The sequence below is a fragment of the Vibrio sp. R12-SG2-ISO1 genome, from assembly GCF_059834045.1.
Genome location: NZ_JCBDGO010000008.1, coordinates 82,089 through 105,248, shown reverse-complemented (window position 1 = coordinate 105,248; position 23,160 = coordinate 82,089). Strand labels below are relative to the sequence as shown.

General features: G+C 50.2%; 24 protein-coding genes. 4 read left to right on the top strand and 20 right to left on the bottom strand.

The features are described from left to right. Positions 1 to 35: 35 nt before the first annotated feature. Both AC6R10_RS05915 and AC6R10_RS05910 read right to left on the bottom strand, forming a co-directional pair. Positions 36 to 1,718, bottom strand: a complete 1,683-nt coding sequence (locus AC6R10_RS05915; protein WP_334552479.1) for an aspartate:alanine antiporter — start codon at positions 1,716 to 1,718, stop codon at positions 36 to 38. Between the two features lie 185 nt (positions 1,719 to 1,903). Further along, complete coding sequence (locus AC6R10_RS05910) at positions 1,904 to 2,170, bottom strand: GrxA family glutaredoxin (RefSeq protein ID WP_334552478.1); 267 nt, start codon at positions 2,168 to 2,170, stop codon at positions 1,904 to 1,906. Positions 2,171 to 2,434: 264 nt separating this feature from the next. Here AC6R10_RS05910 and AC6R10_RS05905 point away from each other — a divergent pair, with 264 nt between their 5' ends. Then, positions 2,435 to 3,685: an iron-containing alcohol dehydrogenase gene (locus tag AC6R10_RS05905; protein WP_334552477.1), complete on the top strand. Its 1,251-nt coding sequence runs from the start codon at positions 2,435 to 2,437 to the stop codon at positions 3,683 to 3,685. Positions 3,686 to 3,737: 52 nt separating this feature from the next. Here AC6R10_RS05905 and AC6R10_RS05900 read toward each other — a convergent pair whose 3' ends face one another. From AC6R10_RS05900 to AC6R10_RS05880, 5 genes are all read right to left on the bottom strand, one after another. After that, positions 3,738 to 4,592: a MurR/RpiR family transcriptional regulator gene (locus AC6R10_RS05900; protein WP_334552476.1), complete on the bottom strand. Its 855-nt coding sequence runs from the start codon at positions 4,590 to 4,592 to the stop codon at positions 3,738 to 3,740. Between the two features lie 282 nt (positions 4,593 to 4,874). Next, a complete protein-coding gene (gene panP, locus AC6R10_RS05895; protein ID WP_500626144.1) occupies positions 4,875 to 6,521 on the bottom strand; it encodes a pyridoxal-dependent aspartate 1-decarboxylase PanP in 1,647 nt (548 codons plus the stop codon). Between the two features lie 160 nt (positions 6,522 to 6,681). Further along, entirely contained in the window at positions 6,682 to 7,194 is a 513-nt protein-coding gene (locus AC6R10_RS05890; protein ID WP_500671755.1) for a hypothetical protein, read from the bottom strand. 153 nt (positions 7,195 to 7,347) lie between these two features. Then, a complete protein-coding gene (locus AC6R10_RS05885) occupies positions 7,348 to 8,253 on the bottom strand; it encodes a LysO family transporter (protein ID WP_487901163.1) in 906 nt (301 codons plus the stop codon). Between the two features lie 20 nt (positions 8,254 to 8,273). Further along, positions 8,274 to 9,194, bottom strand: a complete 921-nt coding sequence (locus AC6R10_RS05880) for an HDOD domain-containing protein (protein WP_500671754.1) — start codon at positions 9,192 to 9,194, stop codon at positions 8,274 to 8,276. A 374-nt stretch (positions 9,195 to 9,568) separates the two neighbouring features. Between AC6R10_RS05880 and AC6R10_RS05875 the strand changes: the two genes are divergently transcribed. Then, entirely contained in the window at positions 9,569 to 10,156 is a 588-nt protein-coding gene (locus tag AC6R10_RS05875) for a TfoX/Sxy family DNA transformation protein (RefSeq protein WP_487901165.1), read from the top strand. 122 nt (positions 10,157 to 10,278) lie between these two features. Here the strand turns inward: AC6R10_RS05875 and AC6R10_RS05870 are convergent, their stop codons facing one another. Beyond that, positions 10,279 to 10,725 carry an META domain-containing protein gene (locus AC6R10_RS05870; protein ID WP_500671753.1) on the bottom strand — a complete coding sequence of 149 codons (447 nt, stop codon included), beginning with the start codon at positions 10,723 to 10,725 and terminating at the stop codon, positions 10,279 to 10,281. A 171-nt stretch (positions 10,726 to 10,896) separates the two neighbouring features. Between AC6R10_RS05870 and AC6R10_RS05865 the strand changes: the two genes are divergently transcribed. Further along, positions 10,897 to 11,145 carry a DUF1289 domain-containing protein gene (locus tag AC6R10_RS05865; RefSeq protein ID WP_334552469.1) on the top strand — a complete coding sequence of 83 codons (249 nt, stop codon included), beginning with the start codon at positions 10,897 to 10,899 and terminating at the stop codon, positions 11,143 to 11,145. Here AC6R10_RS05865 and AC6R10_RS05860 read toward each other — a convergent pair. From AC6R10_RS05860 to AC6R10_RS05815, 10 genes are all read right to left on the bottom strand, one after another. Continuing rightward, on the bottom strand, positions 11,137 to 11,358 hold the full coding sequence (locus AC6R10_RS05860) for a hypothetical protein (protein WP_500671752.1): 222 nt from the start codon (positions 11,356 to 11,358) through the stop codon (positions 11,137 to 11,139). The two genes, AC6R10_RS05865 and AC6R10_RS05860, sit on opposite strands and share 9 nt — an antisense overlap. A gap of 298 nt (positions 11,359 to 11,656) precedes the next feature. Continuing rightward, positions 11,657 to 12,055, bottom strand: coding sequence for a GspS/AspS pilotin family protein (locus AC6R10_RS05855; protein ID WP_500626166.1), 399 nt, complete (start codon positions 12,053 to 12,055; stop codon positions 11,657 to 11,659). A gap of 5 nt (positions 12,056 to 12,060) precedes the next feature. Further along, positions 12,061 to 12,357, bottom strand: a complete 297-nt coding sequence (locus AC6R10_RS05850; RefSeq protein ID WP_500626150.1) for a YciI family protein — start codon at positions 12,355 to 12,357, stop codon at positions 12,061 to 12,063. Positions 12,358 to 12,447: 90 nt separating this feature from the next. After that, complete coding sequence (gene yciA / locus AC6R10_RS05845; protein WP_334552465.1) at positions 12,448 to 12,843, bottom strand: acyl-CoA thioester hydrolase YciA; 396 nt, start codon at positions 12,841 to 12,843, stop codon at positions 12,448 to 12,450. Positions 12,844 to 12,938: 95 nt separating this feature from the next. After that, a complete protein-coding gene (locus AC6R10_RS05840; RefSeq protein ID WP_500626151.1) occupies positions 12,939 to 13,487 on the bottom strand; it encodes a septation protein A in 549 nt (182 codons plus the stop codon). Positions 13,488 to 13,574: 87 nt separating this feature from the next. Beyond that, positions 13,575 to 13,802 carry a hypothetical protein gene (locus AC6R10_RS05835; RefSeq protein WP_334552463.1) on the bottom strand — a complete coding sequence of 76 codons (228 nt, stop codon included), beginning with the start codon at positions 13,800 to 13,802 and terminating at the stop codon, positions 13,575 to 13,577. A gap of 188 nt (positions 13,803 to 13,990) precedes the next feature. Continuing rightward, positions 13,991 to 14,677: a DNA-3-methyladenine glycosylase I gene (locus AC6R10_RS05830; RefSeq protein ID WP_500671751.1), complete on the bottom strand. Its 687-nt coding sequence runs from the start codon at positions 14,675 to 14,677 to the stop codon at positions 13,991 to 13,993. A 45-nt stretch (positions 14,678 to 14,722) separates the two neighbouring features. Next, entirely contained in the window at positions 14,723 to 17,542 is a 2,820-nt protein-coding gene (locus tag AC6R10_RS05825; protein WP_500671750.1) for an Hsp70 family protein, read from the bottom strand. A 74-nt stretch (positions 17,543 to 17,616) separates the two neighbouring features. Beyond that, positions 17,617 to 19,488, bottom strand: coding sequence for an Hsp70 family protein (locus tag AC6R10_RS05820; protein WP_500671749.1), 1,872 nt, complete (start codon positions 19,486 to 19,488; stop codon positions 17,617 to 17,619). Beyond that, complete coding sequence (locus tag AC6R10_RS05815) at positions 19,488 to 20,120, bottom strand: DUF2760 domain-containing protein (RefSeq protein WP_500671748.1); 633 nt, start codon at positions 20,118 to 20,120, stop codon at positions 19,488 to 19,490. Before AC6R10_RS05815 ends, AC6R10_RS05820 begins: the two co-directional genes overlap by 1 nt. 349 nt (positions 20,121 to 20,469) lie before the next feature. On the opposite strand from AC6R10_RS05815, the gene AC6R10_RS05810 reads away from it, so the two are divergent. Beyond that, positions 20,470 to 21,000, top strand: coding sequence for a 3'-5' exonuclease (locus AC6R10_RS05810; RefSeq protein WP_500671747.1), 531 nt, complete (start codon positions 20,470 to 20,472; stop codon positions 20,998 to 21,000). 80 nt (positions 21,001 to 21,080) lie between these two features. Here AC6R10_RS05810 and AC6R10_RS05805 read toward each other — a convergent pair whose 3' ends face one another. Continuing rightward, positions 21,081 to 22,490 (bottom strand): TRAP transporter large permease, encoded by a 1,410-nt coding sequence (locus AC6R10_RS05805; protein ID WP_500671746.1) that lies wholly within the window; start codon positions 22,488 to 22,490, stop codon positions 21,081 to 21,083. 10 nt (positions 22,491 to 22,500) lie between these two features. After that, positions 22,501 to 23,115 (bottom strand): TRAP transporter small permease subunit, encoded by a 615-nt coding sequence (locus tag AC6R10_RS05800; RefSeq protein ID WP_500671745.1) that lies wholly within the window; start codon positions 23,113 to 23,115, stop codon positions 22,501 to 22,503. Positions 23,116 to 23,160: the final 45 nt, after the last annotated feature.

The window sequence follows — 23,160 nt, the reverse complement described above, 5'->3', positions numbered from 1 at the left end:
ATTTTTCTATTCAACGCAAAATCGAACTCTGGGCACTAAGACAAAATGATGAGCACCGTACCGGCCAGCGTCATCAAGATATTGGCGATGGCGTAGGTACCTGCGTAGCCCAATGCAGGGATGGTTGATTTGGCGTAGTCATTCACGATGTCCATCGCTGGCGCACAGGTACGCGCGCCGATGATGGCGCCAAACAGCAGCGCACGGTTCATTTTCAAGATATAGGCGCCAACCAGATACGCCAGAGCCACTGGCACTACGCTGACTAAAAACGCCAAACCGAGCACTTGAGGACCCACTTGCGTGAGGTGATCAAACATTTTACTACCGGCACTGAGGCCAATCCCCACCATAAAGATCATCAGTCCCAAGTCTTTGACCATGTTGAGTGCGCCTTGCGGAACGTAGCCAAACGTTGGGTGGTTGGCACGCAAAAAGCCGAGAGTGATCCCCGAAAGCAGCAAGCCAACGGCATTACCCAAGCCGAACGACACTTGGCCAAAGGTCATGGTAACCAAACCAAACATAATGCCAAGAATGAAGAAGCTACAAAACGCGAGCAAATCCGCCATTTGGCTATGAATAGAGATAAAGCCGATTTTTTCCGCCAGCCCTTGGACGCGGCTGCGCTCACCACTGACTTGGATAATGTCACCTTTAGCAAGCACAATATCCAAATCCATCGGCATCTCAATTTGAGCGCGAACCACTCGGTTTAGGAAACAGCCATACTCAGAAAGATTGAGGTCGGAGAGACGTTTCCCCGCAATCGCATCGCTTTTGACTACGATCTCCTCTTCAACGATGCGCAGATCGAGCAAGTTACGATCAAACACTTCTTTACCGTGGCGGAAACTAGGATCAAGACGTGCGTGACTATCGGGAAAGCCAACCAGTGCAATCTCATCGCCCTCTTGCAAAATCGCATCCCCATCAGGGTGGGCAAGGATGCCATTGCGACGAATGCGCTCGATGTAACAACCCGTTTGGCGATAGATACCCAACTCACGCAAGTTTTTGCCATCGGTCCAATCAATCAGCTCCGGGCCGACTCGGTAGGCGCGAATAATCGGCAGGTAAACTTTTCGTTGCCCAGAACCGCCCAATCCGCGCTCTTGTGCGATTTGCTGGGCAGAGTCAGATAGGTTCTGTTTTTGCAGTTTCGGCAGGAGTTTGGCGAAGAAGATCATGCTGATAAGGCCAATCAAATAGGCCATCGCATAACCGACGGAGAGGTTTTCTAGCACCAAGGCGAAATCCATATTTTTGGGCAATTCCGCCAATCCTGAATTGAGCGCATCTTGCGCACCGACCAATACGGGTGTTGAGGTCAACGCACCTGCCATCATGCCGGCGGCCAAGCCATAGTTGAGGCCCATATAGTGGCTAGCAAAATAGGTAATACTGAGCGCGGCTGACAACACCACCATACTCAAGATGAAGTAGTGTTTGCCGTCGCGAAAGAATATGCCGAAGAAGTTGGGGCCTGCCTCAATACCGACACAGTAGATAAACAACATAAAGCCGATGGTCAGTGCGTCAGCATTAAACATGAAACCTAAATGACCCATGATCAAAGAGGTAATCAAAACGCCAATCGAGTTACCAAGGTGGAAGTTGCCAAATCGAATTTTACCAATCGCTAAACCGATCGCTAATACGACGAAAATCAATAAGATAGGGTTTTGTTCTAACAAGAGTACGACGTCAATGTTCACGGGCTATATCTGTGCGCTACCGAGGAGTAAGTTAAGTGTGCGAATTGTAGCGAAATATTTCAAAAAGATAAGTGAATTTTTTGAGAGTTTACTCATCGTTGACATTAGACAAAGTAATGTAAAACGCACGCACAAAAAAACCGCGATATTCGCGGTTTTCGTACAACAGTGTGAGTGGGTGACGTTTAAGCGTCAAACAAACCCAAGTGCTCTTTTGCGTATGCTTCGAAATCATCGCAACCACCGATGTGCTCTTGATCGATAAAGATCTGTGGCACAGTTTCCACTGGCTTGCCGACGGTTTTCTCTAGGTCAGCTTTGGAAATGCCTTCTGCGTGAATATCCACGTAGCGGTAGTTGAAGTCGTCACGCTTTGCTTTTAGCGTTTCTGCGTGTTCTTTTGCACGAACACAGTATGGGCAAGCTGGGCGACCAAAAATAACGACGAACATATCTTTCTCCTTTGATTTTAATAGTGCCACTATGCCCGAATCGTTATAGGAAATAAAGTGGCATTTACCTCTTGGGTTAATAGGGCAGACCTATTGATTGTGTTTTAAACATTTTACTTTTTTGCGACGTACAAGGTGTGGTCTTTATCGAGAAAACCATGGTTAATTTAAGGTTAAATAAGCAAGTTTGCACTAGCTCAACGTTATTTCTGGGGAGACGGTGCACTCTGTATCCAGTAATGGAATGAATCAAGGAGTCGGCCAATGTTTCAGTTTATGACTTCAACACGGATCGTGTTTGGTGAAGGGGCGTTTGAGTCGTCGCTTTCGCTTATCAACCAGTTTGGCTACAGCGTGCTTCTGGTCACCGGTAAAAACCTCAATCGGTGCGGGCCGCTACTGCATCACCTCAAAAGTCAAAAACTTCGCTACCAACACGTTGCTGTGAGCGGCGAACCCAACATCACCATGATTGAAGAAACCGCGACGGTCGGCCGCCGTTTTAAACCTGACTTGGTGGTGGCGATGGGCGGTGGCAGTGTGATTGATGTCGGCAAAGCGCTGGCGGCGGTGATTCCAAATCAAGGCGATGTGTATGATTATGTCGAGGTGGTGGGCCGAAACGTTCCGCTCAAAACCAAGCCTTTACCTTTTATTGCGATCCCAACCACAGCGAGTACCGGCTCTGAAGTGACGCGTAATGCCGTACTGCGCTCAGGTCAAGAACAAGTGAAGGTGAGTCTACGCAGCCCCGACATGCTGGCGGATGTCGCGATTGTCGATCCGACTTTAACCTATGGGATGGACCCTTACCGCTCTGGGCGAGGTGCAATGGATGCGTTCACGCATCTGATGGAAGCTTATGTTTGTGGCATGCCTAACCCGCTCACCGATATGATCTGTGAAGAGGGGTTAAGACGGTTGAGCCACTCTGTGCTGCCAGCGTGCTTGGAGGACGACCATAAAGCGCGGGCCGACATCTCGTTTGCCGCTATGCTCGGCGGTATGGCCAGTACCAATGCCAAGCTCGGTGCAGCGCACGGATTGGCGTCAGCGCTTGGAGGCAAACTGGATGCGCCACACAGCGTGATCACCGCGCGCTTGGCTCCTTATGTGATGGCGGAAAACATTCAAGCCGCGATGGAATCCCAGCGTACAGACGTACTCGAAAGGTTCACCAAAGTCGCGCAATTGCTGACGGGACGAGTGAATGCGCATCGAGAAGACGCGATCTTATGGGTCAATATGATGCTCGAAAAATTGAACATCCCAGAGTTGAGTCAATTTGGGGTTTGCTCGACAGCGTTTGATGTGGTTGCGGCGGATGCGCTGAAATCAACGTCAATCAAAGGCAATCCGCTACCACTGACCAAAGAGCGACTGATGGCGATTTTAGGCCAAGTGTGCCAATGCCAAGGCGAGTGTACCGAGCACAGTTCGGTGGGCGAGGACGCGCGGGCTTCTATCGTCTTTACCAGTCATGATATAGAACCATCGCGGCTACAAAAATCCTAATAATAACGGCGCTCATTGAGCGCCGTTATGGATTCTTGCCAGTGGAAGATCTCTAGAACTGAGAAAGCTTGTCGTAGCGAGAGTCTTTCAATACGTCTTTGACGCGACGTAGGTTTTCTCTAAATCCGGTACCGCGGCGCAGCGTAAAGCCAGTCGCAAGGACGTCAATCACAGTCATTTGAACCACGCGGCTAGCCATTGGCATGTACACGTCGGTGTCTTCAGGGATGTCGAGCGTGATAGAGAGTGAGCTGGCTTTATCAAGCGGGGAGTCTTTCGCGGTAATCGCGATGACCGTCGCACCGTTTTCGCGCGCTAGGTTGGCGATCTCTACCTGACTCTTTGTACGGCCAGTGTGTGAAATCAACACGATGACGTCGTTGTCTGTACAGTTGATGCAGCTCATGCGTTGCATCACGATATCTTCAAAGCAGGTGATCGGGATGTTGAAACGGATGAATTTGTTTTGAGCATCTTTCGCCACAGCAGAGGATGCCCCTAAACCAAAGAAAGAGATGCGCTTCGCTTGTGTCAGAAGGTCGACGGCACGATTGACCTGCATAGCGTCAAGGCTGTTTTTAGCGACATCCAAACAGGCCATCGTGGACTCAAAAATTTTGTGCGTGTAGGCATCTGGGCCGTCGTCTTCTTCGACGTTGCGATTGACATAAGGTGTACCGTTCGCAAGGCTCTGAGCCAAGTGCAGTTTAAAGTCGGGGAAACCTTTGGTGTCCAGGCGGCGGCAGAAGCGGTTGACGGTCGGCTCACTGACATCGGCCATTTTGGCCAACGTCGCGATGCTGGAATGAATCGCTGTCTGAGGGGAAGCCATGATGACTTCGGCGACTTTGCGTTCAGACTTGCTAAAATTTTCCAGGTTCTTCTGAATTTTTTCTAATGTGTTCATAGTGTTCACGAGGGTATGTAGAACATCTAACTGGATATACCTGATTTTTGTAGTGTAGAGAACAACTTGTTCGCTAAAGGTAATGACAATCCAGCGCCATAAGCTCAGTATAAACCTAAGCCGAACGTTTAAGGCAGTGTTTCCGTCATACAAATGATGAGAATATGACAAGCCTCAAACTAAATTTTGTTTAAACTACGGAAATACGCTTAAACCCCGACCAAAAATCGCATTTTCGGTCGAGTGTTGATAAATGAATTACAGCTTTTCAGAAAGAAAATTTCATTTGGTGAGAATGTTTTCGGCAAGGGCATCGATTTGCGCCATTAAGTTTGGCGCTTGTGTTGCGATATGACGCTGCTCTTCCAACACGGATTTCAGAATATCACAATGCGTGAGCGGGTTCGCCAGAACAACACGAAATACGATGGTGTGCTCACGATTCCAACGCTCAGGATTGAGTCGTGTTCGTGAAACGAAGGATTTGCCGGTTTCACGCTGGCGCTTTTGGATAAACTTAGTGAGCTCGTTAAGCAAATTATTCAGCTCATGGGTTTGAGCGTCATTGGCTTGTTCTAGCGCCGCGCGCACCTTCTCAGGTAGATAACGGTAGGTGAGTAAGCATAGCTCAGGTTCAGAGACTAATTCGAAATCACGTTGCTGCTGAATTAAATCCGCAAAGAATTTCGCTTTTTCGATGCTTTGATCGATCAGCAGTTCATAACCGGGACGGCTGATAATATGCATAGCCGCATAAACGAGCATGGCCATACCTGAGCGTGAACCCTCTAATGTATGGCTACCGAGATCTTTGGATCCCTTACGCAATATGTACTGTGCGTGGTGCTCGATGGATTTCATCGCATCTGGCTGCTTAAACAGCACCATGCCCGCGCCCATTGGAATGTAGAGCTGTTTATGCGCATCTATGGTGACTGAGTCGGCCAACTCAATACCATCGAGTAGGTGACGATGGTTGTTCGACATTAATGTCGCACCGCCCCAAGCGGCATCGACATGGAAATGACAGCCTTCTTCTTGGCAGATCAGCGCCACTTCACGTAGAGGATCGATATTGCCCGTTTCTGTGGTGCCTGCAACGCCGACAACGGCAAATGGCTTGATGCGTTTAGCTTTGAGCTCAGCAATTTGATGTTTCAAATCTTGTGGGCAGATCTTGTTATCCGGCCCAGTCTTCACCGAGACCAAACCATCTTGACCAATCCCGAGGACATCCGCCGCTTTTTTCAACGAGTAGTGGCCTCGTTCAGAGACCAAAATTGCGAGCCCTTCATAGCCATAGTGCTTCATGGCTTTAAATAGGCCTTCTTTTTCGACGCCAGTGAAGGCACCGTCAGGGCGTAGCGCATTGTTTCTCGCCACCCACAGCGCGGTGATGTTCGCGACGGTGCCGCCCGAGCAAAACGCACCTAGAGAGTGGTTTGCGCTGTGCATCCAAGTCGAATAAAAGTCGTCACTGCGATGGTAAATCAGGCGATGGAGCATGCCGAGCACTTGCCTCTCAAGGGGCGTAAATGCTTTGGACGTCTCGATTTTGACCAAGTTCTGATTGAGCGCAATCATGATCTTGGAGAGTGGCATCAGGAAATAGGGCAGAGCAGAGGTCATATGACCAATAAAGCTCGGTGCTGATGTATGAACAGATTGAGAGACGAGCGTGTCGAGCAAATGCTGTGTGTGGTCTGAGACAAACTCAGGTTGCTCTGGGATAGAGGCGTTGGAGAAGTCTTTCTCTATGTCGAGTAGAGGTTTTTCTTCCGCAACGATGTGCTCTCGCAAAAACTTGTTCAAGTTTCGCGATAGTTCCTCTTCTATCTTGGTGAGTGTTGAGTCTGGCCCTTCAGGTACTGTAAAGATTCGAAGTAAGCTTTCGAAACTCACATCTGCCGTTTTGTGTTCCGATACCATACAGCTACATTGCTCTAATATTTTTTGTTGCAAGCGCGACAATCTAAACGAAAACGGGCACAAAGTCCCGTTTTAATTGATGGATCTCAGTTTGCATCACTCAGTCACAGGCGCCGGTAATAGCGTGAATGTTAACGAGTGAGTACAGACGAGATTCGGTTTACTGACAATCAATCGATTCAAGCGCTTGAATCGATTGATTGTAGCGCTTGAGCGCTGCATCAATTTTGGTTGGGTGGCTCAGTAAATCGGCAAACGCAGAGCGTAGCTCGTAGTTTTTCTCGTGCGGCTTGGCTTGGCGATCATTAAACGTCACGCTCGCTAATTGGCCTAGCTCGTCACTGCGCGAGGTCAGTACCTTGATGTCTTTTTGATCAAGCTGCAACCACGCTTCTACTGGCTGCGCAGTCGCCACTTTTGAGGCGTCATGCTCTAGATAGTATTTCACCGCAGCGCGATTAAGCTCAAAGTGATGCTGGCGCCCTTGTAGGAACCACTCACTGACTCCGGTCAACTCTGGGTATTGCTCTGAGGTAAGTTGAGACAAATCTTCATACCAATGCAAAGACGCATCGATATAAGCGTCGTATTTTTTTTCTAGGCAAGCATTATCCGCTGCCAGCGCGAAATGGGAGGTAGCAGCGAGTGCGAGGGCGACAATGGTGCGTTTCATAAGCATTCCTTTAAAGACGTATTCTTTGGGCCAACTTCTTTGATTGGCCTTTCATGTCGGCATCGTCATCATTAGGTGCCGAACGGATTTCCTTCACTCGGATGGACGAAGCAAAGGGACAATATAGTGGATTGTTTCTGGCATTCCTGCGATCTAACCTGCAAGTGAGACAAAGAACAGCATCATAACTGGGACCAATAGGCTAAGAATAAAGCCACTGACAATAGCTACAGGCACGCAGCGCACGCCGCCGGTGGTTTGGATGACTGGCAAGGTGAAGTCCATCGCCGTTGCACCCGCATAGCCGATTGCCGTACAAGGTTTAGTACGAATAAAGAGGGGGATCAGAACCAATGCAATCAATTCTCGTAGCAACTCAATCATAAAGGACGCGCCGCCGTAGATGGGGCCAAAGGCGTCGCCCATCAAGATGCCGGCTAAAGAGTACCAGCCAAAGCCGGACGCCATAGCGAGACCTCGATACCAATCAATCTCGAGAATCCAAGCGGCAATCAGACCGCCCACCATAGAGCTAGAGATGATGGCACAAGCGATCAACATGCCGTGTTTGTTCAACAGGATTTGGCGCAGGGTCAAGCCGCTATTGCGCAGTTGAATGCCAATGAAAAACAGCAGCAAAAAGAGGATCCACTCGCTTGCGGTATCCACCCAGCTGAGATCCATCGACACCACTAATCCAACTAATAGTCCCCCCCCAACGACAAGGATCAACTTTGCGGATTCGAGCGCCATTTGCAGCAGCGGCACCTTATGCGATGCGCTGTCTGTTTTTAGTGGCATCAGTTTATCGATCAATGGCAACACGCAAAGATTAGCGGCGCTCAGGCTACAAAAAAAGACCGCAGTGAATTTCAGGATAATTTGTAGATTGGTTCCCAAATTATCCAGCGCTGCTAAGCTCAGCCCCATCAGACTTAATATGACGTAAATCAGATTGGACGTAGTGGTATTAATGGTTTGCAGTCGAGCAGGATTAGAAATAGAAATGAAATACCCCACAACAAGTGGGGTAAAAATAAATAACATCCCTGAGAACATGGTACTTCCTGTGTTGAACTTTATAAGCCGCTGGCGTTCATCAATTCGCCTATTTGAGTATTGAACTCACTATCACTCATATTAGTCAACTTGTACAGTATATCTGCACCGGTAATATCAAATTCGACCACATGTTCATCTAGGTTTTCATCTTGCCTGCGGAACATTAATATATGATTGGCCATTCTCGCTACATCGAGATAACTCACGGCATGAGTCACTTGAGCGATTTTATGATTCGCTGAGACTTCGAGGAAGTCGTGGTCAAACCCCCAAGTCTCGAGCACCAATTTACTGGCATTCGCGCACTGGTTGTCGAAAATCTGAAATGCGATCTGCTCGTCAAGGTAGTTGCCTTGCTCAAGGTAGTGATGGTACTCATTCACGATGCAGAACAGGCCAATGTCTGCAAGCAAACCGGCCAGAAGCGCTTTGTCGCTCTCTAAGTGGGCGTAGTAGTTTTCGCCCGATTCCTGAAAGCCTTTGACGACCATGACCATAGTCGCGGCTAACTCACGGGAGTTGGCGGCACTATTGACCAACATGCGCTTGCAGTTTTTGCTGAGATTGACGTTGTGCTTGAGCTGCTCAATGGCTTGTGCTGTGACAATATCGCGAACGCGGAATATCCCTAAACGCGACACGGCGGTAACAATATCGGTGCACGTGATGTTACGCCGATTAAAGATCACTGAGTTCGCCACGCGGATAACTACAGCGGCAAGGCCTGGGTCTTCGAGTAGTGCATCGGCGATATTGAGTACCGTTGTGGTGTCTGACGTACAGAGCTTCTGAATTTTGAGCACAACGTCTGGGATCGGAGGCAGAGCAATTTTGCGCGATTTGATCGCTTTTTCGATCATCTCAGAAAACTCAGACTCAATCCCTTGAATGAGGAGCTCTTTATTTTCTGGAAGCCAATAGAAAGATAAGTGGTTCATACGTTGTCATTATTTTTGTTCGCTGGTCACAGTTTACCGTTGATGCGTCTGGATTAGCAATTACTGAACTGCGTTTTTCTATTGAACTGGGAGCGCGGTTTGTTTTCGCTGCGCAGTAATTTTGCACAAAAAGCGATGTTGCCCTCACTCTGAATAGTTTTTGACCACTCAAAAACTGCTTATGCGCCTAGTTACATTTAAAAAATGTGAACTGGGCACGGACTTATTTTGCGTCGTTAACTATCATTTGATTCAGTGTCGTGAGTCGAACAAATACAAATATAGCTCTAACGTTTGATTGACACTCCTTTTTTCGCTTTCTTCTGCTGCTATCTGGTGATCACTACTAATCGGGGTTTTTAGATTAAGGATCAATGGATATGACAGAGCAATTGTTCATTCAATATATCGCTAAGTTTGGCGACTACTATAAGCGTGCAATGTTTGGCGGCGTTGGGCTGTTTAAAGATGACGCCATGTTCGTGCTGATCAGCGATAACACCATCTATTTGCGTGGTGGTTCATCACTTGACCAACGTCTCATGTCATTGGGCTGTGAAAAATACGTTCATGTGAAAAAGCAAACCACCGCGACGGTCAATTATTACGACATCACTGGATTATTCGAGAGCGAGCACCCTCAGCTTGACCGATTAATTCATCGTTCACTCGACGGTGCGCTGGCGGCAAGAAAATTGAGATTGTCTCCCACCAATAAACGCTTGCGTGATTTGCCCAACATGCAATTGACGTTGGAGCGAATGGTGAAAAAAGCCGGCATCGATGATGTGGATACTTTCGTCAAGCTCGGCGCGCCGACGGTCTACGCCAAAGTGAAGAAAGCGTACGGCAGCGATGTGGATGTGAAACTGCTGTGGAAGTTTGCTGGCGCTATCGACGGCATTCATTGGAAACTCATTCAAGAGCCGCGCAAACAGCAACTGTTGGAGAGTTGCCGTTAGCGCATGACGCCTTGAAGAGCGGATAGCAGTCAGTTTTAGACATTAGCCAAACAAAACGCCCCTCCTAATTGGAGGGGCGTTCATGTCTCTGGTGTTCAAACGGCGTCTATACAGACACTCGGTCAGTTTTTCCAGTCATTGAGCTTGAATGTGAGCGTATGCGCAGCCCCTTTTAACTCCAGTTCTTGGTTGGTGAGAGTCATTTCACTCCAATCCGACAGTGTTTGTGAAAAGGCTTGCTCAACTTGCATGGCGTCATCACCACACATCTTCATTGTCATCCCCATTTTTTCAATGCGGAACTGGTTGTCTTTTAACTCACCTTGACCAAAGAAGTTGTTACATCCAGCATGGCCGTTCGCTGTCATTTTCTCACCGATTTCAAGACGCGGTGTAGATTCACCTTCTTCAAGGCTGATGGCTTGACCGTCGATAGCGAGCAGTTCCCAGTTGTGGTGCTGAAGATCTTGCGTTGTGATTGGGGTAGGGGCGTCTTGACTGCTTGCACACGCTGTCACGACGAAGGGCAGTGCGGTTGCGGCAAATAGCGTTTTTAGACTAAGCTTCATGATATCAACTCCAAAAATCAAACGTGTCGCAAAACGCGACGGTGCTTGGCGAAAGTATAATGCAAACCAAGCGGTTAATGTCAGAAGTGAGTCATAGTTTAGCGGCGGTTGTTCACTATCTTTGCGATCAACAAGCCAAGTTGCAGCGGACAGAGTGAAATAAGGCGTACCATGGAGCAGCTCGAGTTTTTTCAAGTCCCCAGTCCTTGCGTCGGTGTGTGCACCGTGGACGAACGTGGCTATTGTCAGGGGTGCATGAGAAAGCGTGAGGAACGTTTCAACTGGTTGTCGATGTCGCCGGCTCAGCAGTTGCATGTGATCAAGCTCTGCCGTCAGCGCTACCTGCGAAAAATCAAAAAACAGGGCTCAGACGCATCACCACCTGAGCCTCCTATCGATCCGCAACAACCGTTATTTTAATCCCCACTGGTCACTCACCCAACCACCTGCATGTTCGTCAAAATGACAGCCGATAAAGCGTCGATTTGTCTCAGGTGAGGCGTCGGCTCTGGGTTTTGCATCCAACATGTGCTGAATATGGTTCACCATGGGATCGCCGCTGTGTAAGCGTTCTTGCCGAGTTGCGACTTCTTTAATCAGTTGCAGACGGTATGAGTTACTAGCACGTTTCATTTGGGCGATCCTCCACGGTTATGACACTAATATGAAAAATTAGTTACTGGTTAAAAAAACGTCAATGCGCCGAAGGGATGAATCGAGGAAATTTCTCAAAAAAAATGTGTTTTAGAGTGGGTCAAAAGAGAGACATCATGAGGTAACCATCGGGAATAGTTAGCCTTCTGTTTCTCGCTTGAGTCTCCGTGATTGAAATAAAAAGTTCATAATTTATTTTGCTTAACGCAATCAACTTTTGGGTGAGGGGCAATCAAAAACGCCTTGCGATAAGCAAGGCGTTGGATAGGCGTTGTTGTTAGGATTGGCAACGTTGCGATGTAATCAATTCATCGATCATTAACTGACCGCGAGTATTACGAATCTTGATGCGATAACTCAGTCCGACTTCCATATTGGCTTTGGTGTCTGGGTTAGTGCAGTAGACATTGATACTTTGGTTGAGCAGTTGTGAAGCGGGTTTTGCGCCTCGAGCATCCGTATTGTAGACCATCATGATTTCAATCGTCGTCCCACTTGCGCTTGCTCGCAAGATGGAGAGTGGCCCCGCCTCAAGTGGCAGTTCGGCAGAAAGCACGCTCGCGCGGTTCTCTGCAAGCAATTCGAGGTTACGTTGCTTTTCCGCATTGGATGAACAGCCCGCGAGCGTCATTACCACTAGCCCGAGCAAAGCCGCCGAGCGGCGCAGGATCGCCATGACCACTAAAACACTTTCTTAAAGGGTTTAACGATAACGGACTGATAGACCCCAGCGGCAACGTAAGGGTCGGCATCCGCCCAGGATTGCGCTTGCTCTAAACTGTCAAATTCGGCGATGACGGTTGAACCTGTAAAGCCAGCTTCGCCTGGGTTCTCTGAATCGATGGCAGGCATAGGACCGGCGGTTAACAGTCGGCCTTCGTCTTGCAGCGCTTGCAAACGTTCTAAATGCGCAGGACGGACACTTAAGCGTTTTTCGAGTGAATCTTCAACGTCTTGAGAAAAAATGACGTACCACATAGTCAAAATCCTTATCGTGTGGAATAGGGAATTAATGTACCTTAAGTGTGGCGAAAACGACGCGCCGACACTAACAATTTGTGAAGCGAATCATCGCTCTATTGCACGAGGTCGCCCTTCGCTATCAATCGCTACATAGTTGAATGTGGCATCACAGACCATGTATCTGTCTTCAACGCCGTGCTCTTTGACGGGTTTGACCCACACTTGCAAATCAATGCTCATCGAACTGCGGCCAATCTTCTTACATTCGCCGTAGCAGCAGACCACGTCACCGACGCGGACGGGCTTTTTAAAGGTGATGCTAGAGACCGAGACAGTCACAATTCGGCCACTGGAAATCTCTTTTGCGAGGATCCCACCTGCAAGGTCGAGTTGAGACATGATCCAACCGCCAAAAATATCACCGTTGGCGTTGGTGTCGGCTGGCATAGCTAACGTTCTAAGGAGTAGTTGGCCCTTTGGGGCATTGTAGGTATTGTTCATATTTTGCGGACATCGACAAACAAAACAGCGACCGGGGAGGCCGCTGTTAAATTGGAAAGTCAACAGTTTAGCAAACTTTGCGCTGTGAAGTCAGCTTATGAGTTGCTGGTGTTTGACTCATCTTTAGGCATTTGTTTGTAGATGTAGACGCCTGTAAGCAGCGTAAAGCCAAAGGTAGCCGCCAAAAGGCCGAACACCTTGAAGTTAACCCAGACGTCAAGCGGCAGCTCATAGGCGACGTAGATATTGAGTGCGGCGCAGAAAGCAAAGAAGCCGACCCAAGCCCATGTGACTTTAGCCCACACGCTGTCGGGCAGAGTGATCTCTTTACCAAGCATGCCTTTGATCGCTGATTTGCCCATGGCGTGGCTCACCGCGAGTCCAATCGCGAAAACAGCGTAGACAATCGTCACCTTCCACTTAATAAAATTGTCATCGTGCAGGAAGATGGTCATGCCGCCGAATACTGCAACCATCACAAAGGTGATCAACTGCATTTTCTCGACTTTTTTGTAGACGAAATAAGTAATGGCAATCTGGATAGCGGTCGCGACAATCAAAGCGCCGGTGGCGGCGTAAATGTCGACCATTTTATACAGCGCAAAAAAGATAATCAGCGGAATGAAGTCGAGCAATTGTTTCATATCTAAATTCTATGATTGGATAAAATTGCCCTAAGTCTAACCAAATTCCAGCGTCGGACATAGGGCTTAGTGACAATCTGAAACAACTCAGTGGGGTAGCTGACGTTTGAAGTCCTCTAAATAGCCCTCTTCGCGCAGGCTCTCAACCGTAAACAGCAACTCCTCGTCACTCATGGCAAAGCAGCTCGATTTACCGGTCATTACATTAAGGTACTCGTGATATTCGAGTTCGCTGTAGTGGCCGAATCGGTCTTGAACTAGGGTCTTAATACCGTGGTGGATTAAGCGATAATAGGTGTGGCGATGATGTTCCATAACAGACCTCGTTTTTCACTGTGGTCGCAGTGTGGCCATGCCTCACTCAACCTTGTCTAGAACTAGTAGAGACGAAGCATAGAGAGTGCCAACTTGTCGATGAGGTCTATCTCTTTGAATTATAAGATGAGTGCCAGGGTGCATATGTCATAAAACTGGCACGTCTCAAATTGCGAACCAAATTGAGATTAAATTCGGTTATCGCCGGTGCTGAATGCGATGATCTGACTGATTTGTGTGAGGCTACGTCCGCTCTCTTGCTGCCATTGAGTGAATGCATCACTGGCGGCCTGTAACGAGCGCTTAGTGTCTTTGCCGCCTTCAATGATTTTGCATTGGCGCAAATAGGCTTCTACATCGCTGGAGAGAATGAAGGTGTCGACCCCCATTTGGCGCAGAGTGTAAGGTCCAGTGTTGCCGCCTAGACGCTGCCCATGAGTTTTTAAGTACCCCCAAAGCTCGGTGATACGCTCACTTGGCCACTGCGCGACCATCTGACCAAACGAGCCGTGTTGCAATGAAGCCTCGTAGATCATTTGTGCGTTGGCTTGTATCGATTTGACTTTCGCGTGATGGCGAATGATACGCGCATCCTCAGACTTGGCATCCCAATGTTCATCACTTAGCATCAATAGCCGTTCGATGTTGAACCCAAAGAAGACCTCTTCAAAGTTTGGCCACTTATTGCGCACGACTTTCCAACTGATGCCACTTTGAAACACCTTCATGCTAAAGGCGGAAAGCCAGCGATCGTTGGGTATCGCGGCGATTTCGTCACGAGAAAGCGGGTGAGAGAGCAGAGATTCCAACTGCGCGATGCCGCCTTTTCGCGCTGCTGCTCGCGCCTCAATCTGGGTAAATTTTTCAATCGTCATACCATGATTCCTTGTGTTTAGCGCTGAGCCAATGACGCTCGGCGATCACGATTTAATCAGCGTTAACCCGTGCGGCAGTGCGTCACCAAACACGCGTTTTGACTCCGTGTCTGACAGTTCGCTAACGTGCTCAACCAGGGTTATCCAAGCTTCAGGCAACTTGCTTTGTTTGAGTTTCGCGACGACCTCGGCGCGAAATTCGTCTGAGATATCGAGCTGGCGATCGCCGGTTTTACGGCACATCATTACGGCCGCAAAGGCCACCATTCGGTCTTGTTGCCAAGGCTGGTCAAGCAAGGTGGGCAGCCATTGCTGAATCTGCTCCCGAGCAATCACGTTGTGCGCACTGCCATAGAGCGGAGTGCGGGAAGCAAGGCGGCCTAGCGCCCACCAGTGGGCATCGTTGAACTGGTTTTGATTGAGCGCCTTGCTTAAAAACCAGTTGGCCAGCAGCGTCTTATCTTCCACCTCTAAATGTTCCAAAGAGGCGGCCAGTCTCACCATCGACTCATACCCCATCTCTTGCGCGGCTTTGGCCGATTGCGAATTTTTCATCGCACCGGGATGCAGGTACTTAGCAATATCGGCGAGCAGTTGCTCTTGCTGCTCTTGATTGAGTCCGCCAGCCACTCGGCGCCAGAACACCCACCAATCCGTCCAGCCTTGGTGATTTTTAAATTGAATCGCTTGCGAATAGAGCCCCCACACTTGCTCGATCCGCCAATCATCGGTGACATCGCCAAAGCCGGGGCGTAGCGTATAGCCAGCCAAACGTAACCACTGTTTCTCGTGTGCTTCGGAGCGGCGGCGACGCTTTCTTCCTTGAGCCAAAGTGTCAAACAGTTGCCGAAGCGTGGTGAAGTCCCACTCATCGCGTTTGCCCAGTTGACGTTCAAGGGATTTACTCAAGGTGCGAATGTCCGCCTCCTCCGCACTTTTTTTGTTCGCGCTGTAGAGTTTGCTGATCAGTGCTTGGCAGTGCGGTAAGTTCGGGTGCAGGCTGTGTGATTTCTGTTCTTCTTTTTGATGACGAACTTCAAATTCCACTGCCCACCGTTGCTGCTCGTCTGCGACGCTCACACACTCCATCTTCAATGTACCGACTTCGGTCAGTTGGCACGCCAATTGAACTTCGACCCGCTCTTTTTGATTGGCGTGCAACTGCGCCCCTTGACTGTCGAGTGTCACGACATAAGGAGGCAAAGGCGAAAGCTTGTCAGGGTCAACGTCAACCATCACACCATTTTGCAACGCTTGATCGTCGCGAATGCGATCATGGGTTGAGGTCAGAAGATTGAAGCGTACCGGCTCGCCGAGAGTGAGGGAAAAGCGACGTCCTGTGAGTCGGATTTCTTGGCCTTCCTCTGAGCCCTTGGCCAATAAACACAGTGCATGGCCCAAACGTTGTTTGTCTGGTAAATGGAGGAAATAGGAGCGTGCGACTCCGCCACCGATCTTGAGTTGTGCACCGCGGCGCGCTTTACCAAATGCCACGGCGCCCAGCGCCACTGCCCAATCGGGGTGTGGGTTGCCCAGCAGTCGGACAGGCTCGCCTCGCCATTGGCTAAGCAGCGTCTCTAATCGTTCGCTGATAAGTTCACTGTTAAAAACACCGCCATTGAGTAGCAAGCCAACCGGGACGGCCGGCGTGTTGTCTGGTGCTGTGCTTAATGTGTGTTTGAGTGCGTCAAGAGCGACACTTTGATGTTGCTGCAAGAAAGAGGCGATATGTTTACTCACTGCAGGATCGGAAACATAGGGCAGACCGAACTCGACGACAGCGCTGCGGCGTTTGTCTGGGCCCTCGTTGATGTCACTGAGTGGGAAAAAACCTTCCAGCGCAATTTGGTGTACTTCATCTTTGCCAAGCGCCACACTTTTAGTGCCGCCAAGCAGCTTAGAACCACTGCCTAGCATGGTGATTTTGACATCGTTGGGCGCTTGGCGACTCAGCAACTGCTCTTTGGCGCTGCGCGTCTGCTGAATTAATTTGGACAGGGACGCCGCATTGAGTTTTTTACCGCTGTTTAGACGCTGCTCCGCCAAATGGGCCAGGGCGAGATCGAGGTTATCTCCGCCGAGCATCAAGTGCTCGCCCACACCAATGCGGTTTAATGTCAGCGCATGGTCGTCACTGACTTGTGCGGAGATTAAACTCAAATCCGTGGTGCCACCACCGACATCACAGACGAGAATCAAAGGTACGTTCGATAGCGCATCGGCGGCGTTTTCTTGATGACGTGCATACCAGTCATAGCAGACCGCTTGCGGCTCTTCGAGGAGTACCACCTTGTCTAACCCTGCGAGTTCGGCGGCTTCGAGAGTCAATTTCCGCGCAGTTTCATCAAAGGAGGCCGGTACGGTGATCACCACATCTTGCGCTTCAAGCGGGTTACTCGGATGACGGTGATTCCAAGCTTGACGTATATGATTGAGGTAACTGGCGCTGGCAATTAAGGGTGACACTTTGGTGACGTCACTGGCGCCCGCCCAAGGCAATATGTCAGAGCGGCGGTCGACGCCTTGATGAGAGAGCCAGCTTTTAGCGCTGGCCACTTGGCGACCTTCCACTTTCGCGCCAAGCTCACGCGCCCATTCGCCAATAATGACCTGATCCATATCGCCAGAGACGGGCTGATGTTCCCATGGTAACGTCAAATCGCGCTCGCCAATCTGACCCTTCGCAGGATGATAGCGAAAAGAGGGCAGCAACGGTTTACGCACCACCTCACCGGGACCAATCAACTGGTCTATATCGAACAGCGCCACTGGGGAGGCGTTAAGATCCGCGGTGATCTCACAATATGCCACCACAGTATTGGTGGTGCCAAGATCGATACCCACTAAATAACGAGCCGTGGTCATGTTGAAAACCTTTTCAATGTGCAGATAGGTTGAAATCAGAGTAAAAACGGCATCCAAGGGATGCCGTTATGGGATTATTCTTCGCGTACGTCAAATTCAACGTGCCATTTTTGGCCGTTATCATTGGCAATGGCTTCAAGGTACAAAGTACCGAGCTCAGTGACGCGTGAAGAGAGGGTGACGGGCACCACTTCGCCTTCTCTACGACCTTCAGAGACGGGCAGCGTGACCTGAATCTCCGGCAGCTCTTCGAGCTCATCTGGTCCCCAATGGTCAAGGTGAGTACCGGCCAGATCGTCTCGACGCACGGTCGAACCGAAGAACTGGAAGTTGACCGGCTGGCCAATGATCAAACCAAAGGCTTGGCTAGGTACATCCACGCTTGAGCCTTCTTCCATACCAAAAGGTGCCACACACAGTGCTTCCATCGGCGGCGCCATCCCTGGTATAGCAGGCATGGCACTTTCGATACCGACATAAAAGCTTGAGGCGATACCACCGCGAATACGCACGCCTTGACCACGACGCACCGCGCCATAGTAGGCTGCGCCGCTGGCAACCGCCAGATCAAGGTCAACACCCGTTAATCGCTTGGCCTCAGGGGCATTGGCCTCAGTGAGCCAAGTATTGAGTGTGCTCTCAAGACGTTCAGCCAAAAGAGGCGATTTCAATACGCCACCGTTGAACAGCAGCGCCGTAGGTTTGATAAAGCTGAGCTGAGCAGGGGCCATACCCGGAATACCAGCAAATGGCATGGCACTCTCTGACTCATGTTGGCCACTTTGTGCGCCTGCTTGTTTGACGAGAAAAGCCGCAATGTGACGAGTGATACCCGCATCTTGGGCGTACGGCAGACCCATTTGGGTCAATGCGCCGCGCGCACGTTGAACCGGGTGTTCATCAATCCCTACTTGCGGGAAGAAGCCATCCACCAGTGTTTGTTGCACTTCTTGTTGAGTGAGTTCTGTTTTGAGTGTCGCGCCCAATAGTTTCGAGCCTCGGCTCGGCACGACAATCGGCACGCTCGCCAGATCCGCATCGTTGAGCAACGCTTCTTTCGCATCACGACAGGCGTGAGTCATGGCTTGAACTTGCCAAGGTTGCAGCTCTTTGCCTTCTTGGGCAAGTTTCATCTTTAATCGATAAGCTAGAGCCAGATCCATGTTGTCACCGCCCAGTAGGATATGCTCGCCCACCGCGATGCGGTTTAGCGCGAGGTTACCCTCTTCTTCGGTCACTTCAACCAGAGACAAATCCGTGGTACCGCCGCCAATATCGACCACCAGAACCACATCACCGACTTCAACTTCATCACGCCACGCGTCTTGGCTGTTGTCTATCCAGTTGTAGAGCGCCGCTTGAGGCTCCTCAAGCAGTGTGAGGTGCGTGAGGCCCACATGACGTGCCGCTTCCGCCGTTAAATCGCGCGCGGCAGGATCAAACGAGGCGGGCACCGTTAAGGTTACGTCTTGCTCTTCTAGCGGGTGCTGAGGATGACGATGATTCCACGCCGCTTTGAGGTGCTCAAGGTAGAGCTCAGTCGCACGCAAAGGCGAGACTTTCTCGACCTCTTCCGGGCTACCTGCGGGCAAAAACGCGTCGCGACGGTTTACACCGCCGTGACAAAGCCAAGATTTGGCACTGGCCACTAAGCGAATCGGGGTTTTGGCACCGAGATTACGAGCAATGGCGCCAACCAAGGCTTTAGGCTCTGAAGACCAAGGAAGAACGCGCGCAGCAGGGTTCATCTCATGCTCATGGGGCTGATAGAGAAACGAACCCAGTTGAGTATGGGACTCTACCGTGCCCGGGGCAGTCAATTGTGGAATGGCCATCACCTCGACACGCGCGTCTTCGATGCGCGTATCAACAAACGACATGACACAGTGAGTCGTGCCTAAGTCAATACCGACACTGAAGGTTGGTGCGTTTGTTGTCTGTTCCATTACAGCTCCACCTCTGCTGGTGCAATGATCGACGCATCATAGTGATCCGCCAATTTAGGCAGCTTCATCGCGCTGGCTTTCCAGCCTTTGTGGACCAAAGTGCCATGGAACGGCGCTTGGCCGGTCACGTTGCCCGTTAGACGAACCTTTTGCGGATCAAAGCCGTCTTCCACAGTAATGCGGCTCTCTTCCTCTTCTTGACGAATCGGCTCAAGGGTCACGTACTCTGCGAGTACTTTTTGCCCGCCGCTGTGAATGACGCGCGCAGCAGCGCCCACTTCTTCATCAGAAAACGCACTGACGTCTTCTTTGAGGAAGTCAATTAAACGCGCTTCTTGTTGTAACAATGAAAGCAACTGCATCGCGGAATCGGTTGACGCCGTGGCCAGTTTTGACTCCACTTCCACCACTTTCTCAACGATCTTTTCAACTTCAACGACTTTTTCAACTTCGACGATTTTCTCGACCGGCTTTTCTACCTCGACAATTTTCTCAACGGGTTTTTCAACCACTTTCTCAATCACCTTAGATTTGCGCGAGACCGCAACAAGTAACAGTAGAACGCTTGAGGCGGTTAATCCGGCATGAAGCATGTCGAAGGTTTGAGGAATCATTTGTAAATCGAAAGTCATAATCATTCTCTTGGAAACTAAATTTTGCGCCGAGCTAAACACGGCTGCCTGTGTTGGCTGCCTTGGCAGCGGCACAATCATTTGACATGAAATTGGGGCAAATATAACACATTCAAGTGAAACCGCTTGTGTCAAAGCAAACTCGCACCAGATTTGGCGATGTATTTGCTCTCTTTTTAACCATGCCAACGTAATGAATGGTGAAAACGGGCGCAGAAACGGCAAATAAAATCGCGCCAAATCGGTTTAAGCGATGCAATGCTAGTCAGCGCGAGGTCGAGTTTTGCGCCTAGTTAGGGTAAAATTCGGCGCTTTGTTACTGTCACAATAGCGAACCTAAAGGCGAGTCATGAACCACAACCGAGTAGTCTGTTTCGATTTAGAAATGTGTTGCTGGAATGAGAATGGTGTCGGCACCACGGGCGAGATCATTGAAATTGGTCTGGCGGAAATCGATTTGGCCAAAGGCGAGGTGGTTAAGCGAGCGCAATACTATGTCAAACCCGAGCGTGATGAAGTTTCACTGTTTTGCGCGGAACTGACAGGCATTACACCGCGCAAAATTGATAAGCAAGGCCGTCCGTTAGCCGAGGTGATCAAGTCGATGATTAAAAACTTTGGCGGTAGTAATAAGATTTATGCCTCATGGGGGCGAGATGACCAGATCCTTGAGAAAGAGTGCGCAGAGAAAGGCATTGAGATGCCGTTCAGAGAGTTCATTAACCTTGCGACCCTGTATCGAATTCAGCATCGCCTGAAAGACAAACGTATTGGGCATCGCGCGGCGCAAGAAAGTCAAGGCATTGACTGGGAAGGGCGCCAGCACTCAGGCTATGTCGATGCCTACAACCTTGCCAAATTGGCGTTGACCATGCTCTAGATAGCGAGATTGAGCGTGTGTCGAGATTCAATTCGATAGAGAGAAACAAACAGGGAGCCGAGGCTCCCTGTTTGCGTTGATTACGCGTAGCCAATCAACTCCGGTAACCAAAGAACGATGCTCGGGAAGGCGATCAAGACCGCGATGGTAATGACATCGGCGACAAAAAATGGCGTACATCCGCGAAAGACATCTTGTACTGAGCACTCGGGGCGCACGCCAGCCACCACAAAGCAGTTCAAGCCAATCGGTGGAGTAATGAGACACAGCTCTGCCATTTTCACCACGATAATGCCAAACCAGATTGCGCAGCCAATGCCAGACACACCGAAGGCGGAGTCTGCTGCGGCGACATCCATTCCGCCGTTTAAGGCTATAATGGCAGGATAGACCACAGGTAACGTCAGCAAAAGCATGCCGATGGCGTCCATAAACATGCCAAGGACGGCGTAGGCGCAGAGGATAAGCAGCAGTGTCAGCATCGGGCTTTGTTCAAGGCTGACAATCCAGTCTGAGAAGGCGCTCGGTAAATCGGCAAAGCCAAGAAAACGCACGTAAATCAACACGCCCCAAATGATGGCGAAGATCATCGCCGACAGTTTGGCGGTCTCCATCATTGAGCTTTTCAGCTCTTGCCAGCGACTGCCGTGATAGAGTGCGACAAACAGAATGGCGGTCGCGCCAAGCGCGCCTGCTTCGGTGGGCGTTCCGACACCACCATAGATACAGATCATGATGATGGCGACGACAAAGAAGATCGGAGCAGCCGCAGGCAGTGACTCCATGCGCTGTTTCCAAGTGTAGCCGCGCACTGGTGGACCGAAGTTTTTGCGCGTCATCGCAAGGAAGATGACTAAGCCGCCATAGATGAGTGCCGAGACCAATCCGGGAATAAAGCCTGCCATCAGCAGCGCGCCGACATCTTGCTCAACAATGATGGCGTAAATCACCAAAATAGCCGAAGGGGGGATCAAGGAAGCGAGTGTGCCACCTGCAGCGACCACGCCTGCGGCAAAGCGCTTGTCGTAGCCGAGTTTGAGCATTTCAGGGACCGCGATACGCGCAAATACCGCAGAGGTGGCTACAGACGCTCCCGACACCGCGGCAAAACCTGCGGTAGAGAAAACCGTCGCCACCCCCATACCGCCGGGGAGCCACCCCACCCAGCGCTTCGCCGCCTCAAACAATGATTTGGTGAGTCCTGCGTGATACGCGAGAAAACCGATCAGAATAAAGGTTGGGATCAATGAGAGCGCCAGAGATGACACTTTAGAGTGAGGGATGGTGCCAGCCATTTTGATTGCAACCATAACACCGCGCTCAAAACCCAGTTTGGCACTGAAGATCCAAACCAGACCTAAAAACCCCGCAATCGCAGCGGCAAAGGCGACGCGCACACCGAGAAGAACAAACAGGAGCATGGCTCCGGACACCCACAGACCGATTTCGATACTGTCCATGTTGCCCATCGTAGTAAATAAATCAGACAAGATAAGGCTCCTAGTTGTCGTGACCGCTGACACTTTCAGCTTCTTTTGCCGCCACTTCCGCAGCGGACTCAATCAAAGGCACGGCTACTGGCGAGTCGCCGCCTTGCCTTAGTGCACGTGCATAACCCCAGAGTTGTAAACAGAGACGCAAGGCGAGAATCGACAGCGCCACAGTGACGACTAATTTGGCTGGCCACGTGGGGAGATTGATGTCGAGTGAGGAGTCGCCAATCGAGTAAGCACGCCAGAAATGCAGGTAAGAGCCGTAGATCAGTACGAAAGTCACCAACAGCATCAGCGCGGTCGTCAGCAGTTCAGTAAACCACAGCCATCGACCGCGAAACTGGCCGACAACAATGTCCATGCGAATGTGGCCACCCATTCGCTGAGTGTAGGCAATGCCAAGAAAGGCGATAAACGCCATCGCTTGTTCCACCCAATCCACATAACCGCTGATAGGGGCACTAAACAGCCAACGGCCCAAGATGTTCACGGTGGCAAGAAAAACCAATAAAAATATGGTGATGCCACCGAGTAAGTTCAGTAGCGATTCAAAACGGAAGAACCAGCGATCCACTCGACTAAGCAGAGAGTGATCTTCTCGTACGGACGCAGCAGCCGACATTTCGGCCTCCTTTTGTCTCAGACATTCATCGAATAGCGATTAACG